At 71.6% G+C, this 6,705-nt stretch carries 6 protein-coding genes; 1 reads left to right on the forward strand and 5 read right to left on the reverse strand.

Translation table 11 applies throughout. From position 1 onward, the window contains the following. Positions 1 to 59 precede the first annotated feature (59 nt). Positions 60 to 2,639, reverse strand: a complete 2,580-nt coding sequence (gene pepN / locus AOQ53_RS22945) for an aminopeptidase N (protein ID WP_059420029.1) — start codon at positions 2,637 to 2,639, stop codon at positions 60 to 62. Positions 2,640 to 2,776: 137 nt separating this feature from the next. Between pepN and AOQ53_RS22950 the strand changes: the two genes are divergently transcribed. Further along, positions 2,777 to 3,415 carry a mycothiol-dependent nitroreductase Rv2466c family protein gene (locus AOQ53_RS22950; protein ID WP_059420031.1) on the forward strand — a complete coding sequence of 213 codons (639 nt, stop codon included), beginning with the start codon at positions 2,777 to 2,779 and terminating at the stop codon, positions 3,413 to 3,415. A 3-nt stretch (positions 3,416 to 3,418) separates the two neighbouring features. Here AOQ53_RS22950 and AOQ53_RS22955 read toward each other — a convergent pair whose 3' ends face one another. From AOQ53_RS22955 to AOQ53_RS22970, 4 genes are all read right to left on the reverse strand, one after another. Then, positions 3,419 to 3,640 (reverse strand): hypothetical protein, encoded by a 222-nt coding sequence (locus tag AOQ53_RS22955; RefSeq protein WP_059420032.1) that lies wholly within the window; start codon positions 3,638 to 3,640, stop codon positions 3,419 to 3,421. Beyond that, positions 3,640 to 4,680, reverse strand: a complete 1,041-nt coding sequence (locus AOQ53_RS22960) for a glycerophosphodiester phosphodiesterase family protein (protein ID WP_059420034.1) — start codon at positions 4,678 to 4,680, stop codon at positions 3,640 to 3,642. The genes AOQ53_RS22955 and AOQ53_RS22960 overlap by 1 nt, the downstream gene beginning before the upstream one ends. 26 nt (positions 4,681 to 4,706) lie before the next feature. After that, positions 4,707 to 6,131 (reverse strand): FGGY-family carbohydrate kinase, encoded by a 1,425-nt coding sequence (locus AOQ53_RS22965; protein ID WP_059420037.1) that lies wholly within the window; start codon positions 6,129 to 6,131, stop codon positions 4,707 to 4,709. Positions 6,132 to 6,371: 240 nt separating this feature from the next. After that, the coding region (locus tag AOQ53_RS22970) for an NAD(P)-dependent oxidoreductase (protein WP_269085465.1) at positions 6,372 to 6,705 on the reverse strand (334 nt) is incomplete at its 5' end.

Genomic DNA, 6,705 nt, shown 5'->3' on the forward strand with positions numbered 1-6,705 from the left:
ACGGCTTGCGGGGCACGCATCTCGTAACGATGGCGGAATGCCCAGATCTCAGGCCAAAGCTACTGGTCAGAGGCCGCGTCGCACTCCTGTCCCCGCAGCGCCCGCGCCAGGTCGTCCCGGGCTTCCAGCACCAGCCGGCGCAGGGCCGGGGCCGCTTCCCGGTGGGTCTCCAGCCACGCGTCCGTGGCGTCGAGGGTTTCCTGGGACTGCTGGAGCGACGGGAACATGCCCTGCACCACATGCATCCCGATCTGGATCGACCGCTCGGCCCACACCCGCTCGATCGCCGCGAAGTACTTCTGCGCGTACGGAGCGAGCAGCTCCCGCTGCGAGCCCTGGGAGAAGCCTGCGATGGTCGCCTCGACCATGGCGTTGGACAGCGCGTCCGACTCCACGACCTGCGCCCACGCCTGCGCCTTGACCGCCTCCGACGGCCGGGCGGCCAGACAGCGCACCTGGTGGCGCTTGCCGGAGGCCGTGTCGTCCCGGGTCAGCTCCTCGGCCAACGCCTTCTCGTCCACCACCCCGTGCGCGGCCAGCGGCTCCAGAAACACCCACCGCAGCTCCTGGTCCAGGTCGAGGCCCTCGACCGACGCCGTGCCCGCCAGCAGATCACTCAGCAGCTCGAAGTCGGCCTCGGCGGCGGCCGTCCGGGCGAAGAAACGCGCCCAGGCCAGCTGGTGCTCGCTGCCGGCCTCGGCCGCGTACAGCTCGCGCCGCGCGCCCTCGGCGAGGAGGCGGGCGGTCGTCTCCCGCCGGGCGGGCGCCGCGTAGTGCGTGACCGCCGACTCGGCCCACGCGTGCAGCATCTGCACCACGCCGATCTCGGACTCGCTCCCCGAGAACCGCAGCACCAGGTCCACGAAGTCCCTCGCCGGGAGCAGCGCGTCGCGCGTCATGTTCCACAGCGCCGACCAGCACAGGGCACGCGCCAGCGGGTCGGTCACCGATCCCAGGTGCTCGCGCAGCGTCGCCAGCGAGGTCTCGTCGAAGCGGATCTTGCAGTACGTCAGGTCGTCGTCGTTGACCAGGACCAGGTCGGGCGCCTCGGCGCCGGCCAGTTCCGCCACGACCGTCCGCGGGCCGTCGACGTCCACCTCGGCGCGCGCGTACCGCTCGACCGCCCCGCCGTCCGTCGCCCGGTACAGGCCCACCGCCACGCGGTGCGGGCGCAGTTCCGGATGCGACTCGGCCGCCTCCTGCACCACCGCCAGCTCCTGGACGCGGCCCCGCGGGTCCAGCAGCAGCTGCGGGGTCAGCGAGTTCACCCCGGCCGTCTGGAGCCAGGACCGCGACCAGGCGCTCATGTCCCGGCCGCTGGTCTCCTCCAGTACCGACAGCAGATCACCGAGGCGCGTGTTGCCGTACGCGTGCCGCTTGAAGTAGCGCCGGGCGCCCTCCAGGAACGCGTCCTGGCCGACGTACGCCACGAGCTGCTTCAGCACCGACGCGCCCTTGGCGTAGGTGATGCCGTCGAAGTTCAGTTTGGCGTCCTGGAGGTCGCGGATGTCCGCCGTGATCGGGTGCGTGGAGGGCAGCTGGTCGGCCCGGTAGGCCCACGACTTGCGGCGGTTGGCGAAGGTGACCCAGCCGTTGACGAAGCGGGTCGCGCCGACCAGCGAGAACTCGCCCATGAAGTCCGCGAACGACTCCTTCAGCCACAGGTCGTCCCACCACTCCATGGTGACCAGGTCGCCGAACCACATGTGCGCCATCTCGTGCAGGACGACATTGGCCCGGCGCTCGTAGGACGCCTGCGTCACCTTGCCCCGGAAGATGAACTCCTCCCGGAAGGTCACCAGGCCCGGGTTCTCCATCGCGCCCAGGTTGTACTCGGGCACGAACGCCTGGTCGTACTTCCCGAACGGGTACGGATAGTCGAAGTGGTCGTGGAAGAAGTCCAGGCCCTGCTTGGTGACCAGGAAGACGTCCTCGGCGTCGAAGTAGGGCGCGAGACCCTTGCGGCACAGGGCGCCGAGGGGGATCTCCAGTGTCGTGCCGTCCGCGAACGTACGGGAGTAGCTGTCCGTCACGTAGTGGTACGGGCCCGCCACCACACACGTGATGTACGTCGAGATCGGCTTGGTCTCGGCGAACCGCCACACCCCGTCGGCCCGTTCGCCCACGCCGTTGCTCCACACCGTCCAGCCCTCCGGCGCCCGCACCTCGAAGCGGAAGGGGGCCTTGAGGTCGGGCTGCTCGAAGTTGGCGAAGACGCGGCGGGAGTCGGCCGGCTCGTACTGCGTGTACAGGTACACCTCGCCGTCCTCGGGGTCGACGAAGCGGTGCAGGCCCTCGCCGGTGCGGGAGTAGGCGCACTGCGCGTCGACCACCAGCTCGTTGTCGGCGGCCAGGTCCTCCAGCGTGATCCGCGAGCCGTCGAAAACCTCGCCGGGGTCCAGATCACGGCCGTTGAGTGAGACGGCCGTCACACTCGGGGCGATCAGATCGGCGAAGCTGCTCGCGCCGGGCTCGTTGCAGCGGAACCGGACGGTCGTGACGGACCGGAACGTGCGGGGCCCGTCGGTGTCGTCCGCACCGACCGCGGACCGCAGGTCGAGGGACACCTCGTACCCGTCGACGCCGATCAGGGCGGCCCGCTCCCGGGCCTCGTCGCGGGACAGATTCTCACCGGGCACGGGCGGAACTCCTCAAGCGTCGTCGGATACGGCTGAACAGCGACGATCCTGCCACGTACCCCTGACACGAGGCAGCCGGGAATGACCGGGGCGAGCAGTGGCGTTCCCGGAGAAACGGTTTCCTCATGAGGAGAGACATGTCGGACAAGACCCCCGTCGACTTCTGGTTCGACCCGCTGTGCCCCTGGGCGTGGATGACCTCCCGTTGGGTGCTGGAGGTGGAGAAGGTCAGGGACATCGAGGTCCGCTGGCATGTCATGAGCCTCGCCGTGCTCAACGAGGACAAGCTCGACGAGCTGCCCGAGGAGTACCGCGACCTGCTCGAGACCAAGGCGTGGGGTCCTGTCCGGATCGTCATAGCGGCACAGCAGGAGCACGGCGCCGAGGTGCTGGGCGACCTCTACACCGCGCTCGGCACCCGCATCCACAACCAGGACGAGGGCCCCGGCAAGGAGACCGTCGCCGCCGCCCTGAAGGACGTCGGCCTGCCCGAGTCCCTCATGGAGCACTGGGACGGCACCCGGTACGAGCCCGAACTGCGCGCCTCCCACAAGGAGGGCATCGACAAGGTCGGCCAGGAGGTCGGCACCCCGGTCATCGCCGTGCCCGGCGCGGACGGCGAGCAGATCGCCTTCTTCGGCCCGGTCGTCACCCCGGCTCCCAAGGGCGAGGAGGCCGCCCGCCTGTGGGACGGCGCCCTCGCCGTGGCCTCGGTGCCGGGCTTCTACGAGATCAAGCGCACTCGCACGAAGGGCCCGGACTTCTCCAACCTGTAGGGGTCACACCGAGGCGTCGGCTCCCGGGTTCTGAAGTTCCTCCGGGAGCCGGCCCCCGCCGGCCTGATGGCCCCAGGGCTGATACCACCGGCAGCCCGCAGCGGAGCAGCGCCACAGGTCCGTGCGGTGCGTCCCGAGCGCTTTTCTCTCCTCGGGCTTGAGCGGCGTGAACACCTGCGTTCCGCTGCCGCCACAGGTCGGGCAGTGCTTGTCCTTGAAGAACATCAGCCCCTCCTCGCCATCACCGCCAGGTCGGGGAAGTCGGTCACCACCGCGTCGACTCCCCAGCGGTAGTACAGCGCGTACTCGGCGAACGCGTCCCCGAAATCGTTCGGTCCGGTTCCCCGCCGCAAGTCCGCCGGCAGGAACTGGTTCTCCGCCCGGAACGTGTACGGCCCCACGCGCAGCCCCGCCGCGTGGGCGTCCGCGAGGAGTGACGTGCCGACGAGCGACGACTTGTCCGGGCCGATCCAGTCCGCGTACCGCGCGATGTCCGCCAGCCCGTCGGGGGTCATCATCTCCCGGTAGGTCGTCGTGGGCAGGTCGTACGGCCCGCCCGTGGTCCCCAGGGCCTGCCACAGCGGTACGCCCAGGCCTGTCATGCGCTTCAGGCTCGTCGGCTCGAAGGACTGCACGACGCACTCGCGCCGGCCCAGCCGGTTGCGGCGGATCGCGGCCGCCAGCTTCGGCTCCAGGGGCAGGCCGTTGGACCGGAAGTACGTCGGGTGCTTGGTCTCCGGGAAGACGGCGATCGTCCGGCCGTGCGTCTTCGACAGCTTCCGCGCCAGGTCCACGACCTCCTGGAAGGTCATGACCTCCTCGCGCCCGTCGAACACCGTGTTGCGGTTGCGGACCTGCGGCAGCCGCTCCACCGCCCGCAGCGTCTTCAGCTCGGCGAGGGTGAAGTCCTCCGTGAACCAGCCGGTCACGGACCGGCCGTCGACCGTCTTCGTCGTGCGGCGGTCCGCGAACTCCGGGCGGCGGGCCACGTCGGTGGTCTGGGAGATCTCGTTCTCGTGCCGGACCACCAGCACATGGTCCTTGGTCGGCACCAGGTCCGGTTCGATCCAGTCGGCGCCCGTCTGCACGGCGTACGTGTACGAGGCGGCCGTGTGCTCGGGGCGCCAGCCGGCCGCGCCGCGGTGGCCGATGACCAGCGGCCCGCCGGCAGCGGCCGTGTCCGCGGGTGCCGCGAGCGCGGGTACGGTCGCGGCCGCCGGGGTGGCGGCGGCCGCGAGCAGGACAGATCGGCGTCTCAGGTGCATTCAGGTCCCTTTCCCCATCCGGACGTTCAGGTCCTTGCCCGGGCCCGTGCCCCGGCAAGCCGGACCAGGTGCTCCTCGTAGCCTTTCGTGTAGTACGCGGCTCGGCCCCGGTCCGGCTCGACGACCTGTGTCGGCCGCGTCCACACCCGCGCGTCCAGCGGTACCCCGTACCGCTCGGCCGCAGCTAGGACCGCGCCCCTGGCACCCACCTCGCCCTCGACGACCCGCAGCGGCCGGCCGAGCACATCGGCGAGCAGCCGCATCCAGGCGGGGCTGCGGGTGCCGCCGCCGCAGACGGCCAGATTCCCGTCGAGGCCGGCCGCCTCCAGGCAGTGCCGGGCCGCGTACCCGATGCCCTCGCAGGTGGCGCGGACCAGATCGCCCCGGGTCGACTCCAGGGAGACGCCCGTGAGTTCGGCGCGCAGCCGCGGCTCGACGAAGGGGGCGCGTTCGCCGGAGGGCGCGAAGTACGGCAGCACACGCACGCCGTTCGCGCCCGGCGGGGTCTCGGCCAGCAGGCCGTCCACCTCGTCGTGCCGCACCCCCGTCGTCGACAGCACCCAGTCCAGGGCCGCCGTGCCGACCATCGCGGGCATGGCGCGCAGCCAGTACCCGGGCCGGTCGGTGGAGATGTACAGGCCCGCCGGCTCGCCCGTCAGGTCCAGCTCGGTCGTGGCGACCAGGCTGGCCAGACAGGTGCCGACGATCAGCAGACCGTCCCCCGGGGCCGTCACCCCGGCGCCCAGCGCACAGGCCGGCAGATCGTACGGCCCGTTCGCGATCCGGGTGCCCGGCGGCAGGCCCTCGCCCCGCGCCTCGGCCGTCGCCACCGGGTCGCTGACGGGGGCCAGCAGACGGCGCCGGCGCGCGAGCCCCAGCAGCTCCACGACCCGGTTGTCGTACGTCCGGGTGCGCGGGTCCAGGAAGGGCATCGACGCGTCCGACACATCCGTCGCAGGACCCGCCCCCGTCAGCCGCTGGAACACCATGTCCTTGCAGTACAGGGCGGCCTTCGCGGCATCCAGCGCCTTCGGTTCGTTGCTGTCCAGCCAGGCCAGCAGCGGCCCCGGACAGCCCGGGAACATCGCGCTTCCGGTCCGCCGGAACACCGTCTCGAACGTACCGTCGGCCAGCCACCGGTCGACCAGTTCGTGCGCCCGCCCGTCCATCCAGGAGGCCGCCGCCCGCACGGGCCGCCCCTCCCCGTCGACCAGCCACACCCCGTCGCCCTGCCCGGTGAGCCCGGCCAGCTCGACCGGCCCCGGGACCCGCCCGGCGACCTCGTCCAGCACGGCGACGACCGCCCGGTACACCTCCTCCATGTCCTGCTCGACGAACCCGCCGTGCAGTTTCAGCTCCACCGGGCGGGAGGACACGGCCAGCTCGCGGCCCGTGTCGTCGAAGGCCGCCGCCTTGACCATGGACGTGCCCACATCGATACCGACGTACATGCGGCTCTCCTCCGGTCCTAGGGCCTGTCGTTTGGATCACGCCGCAGAGGCGGGGTCTGGCACGCACCTCTGCCGCGTTGTCGTCACTCGCCGACTCCTCCACGCTCGGCTTCGCTCGCGCGGGTGGTGCCCCCATCGCGTCGACTCCCTCCTCCGCCTTGCACAGGCACGCACCAGACCCCGCTCACCGGCGATCAGAAGAACCGCCGCTTCCCTGCGACCTGATCCGAACGACAGGCCCTAGGTCAGGCAGTGCGCGAGCGGCTCGCCGCGCACCCAGCGGCCCACCTCCTCGGCGGCGATACGCGCCGCCTTCTCCGCCACCGCACGCGAAGCGCCACCCAAGTGGGGGGTGAGCACCACGCGTTCGGAGAACCCCAGCAGCCGGGAGTCCGCAGGCAGCGGCTCCCGCTCGTACGTGTCGAGCGCCGCCGCCGACACCCGCCCGCTCTCCAGCGCGTCGCACAGCGCGCCCTCGTCCAGCAGCGGGCCCCGGGCCACGTTCACCACCACCGCGCCGGACGGCAGCAGCCCCAGCTCCCGGGCGCCGACCAGGCCCCGGGTCTCGGGGGTG

It is taken from the genome of Streptomyces azureus (genome assembly GCF_001270025.1).
GTDB classification, from domain to species: Bacteria; Actinomycetota; Actinomycetes; order Streptomycetales; family Streptomycetaceae; genus Streptomyces; species Streptomyces azureus.

Coding starts and splice junctions, on each gene's coding strand:
- AOQ53_RS22960 (WP_059420034.1), bottom strand. CDS start 4,680: ATGCACCTGAGACGCCGATCTGTCCTGCTCGCGGCCGCCGCCACCCCG.
- AOQ53_RS22965 (WP_059420037.1), bottom strand. CDS start 6,131: ATGTACGTCGGTATCGATGTGGGCACGTCCATGGTCAAGGCGGCGGCC.
- AOQ53_RS22950 (WP_059420031.1), top strand. CDS start 2,777: ATGTCGGACAAGACCCCCGTCGACTTCTGGTTCGACCCGCTGTGCCCC.
- AOQ53_RS22955 (WP_059420032.1), bottom strand. CDS start 3,640: ATGTTCTTCAAGGACAAGCACTGCCCGACCTGTGGCGGCAGCGGAACG.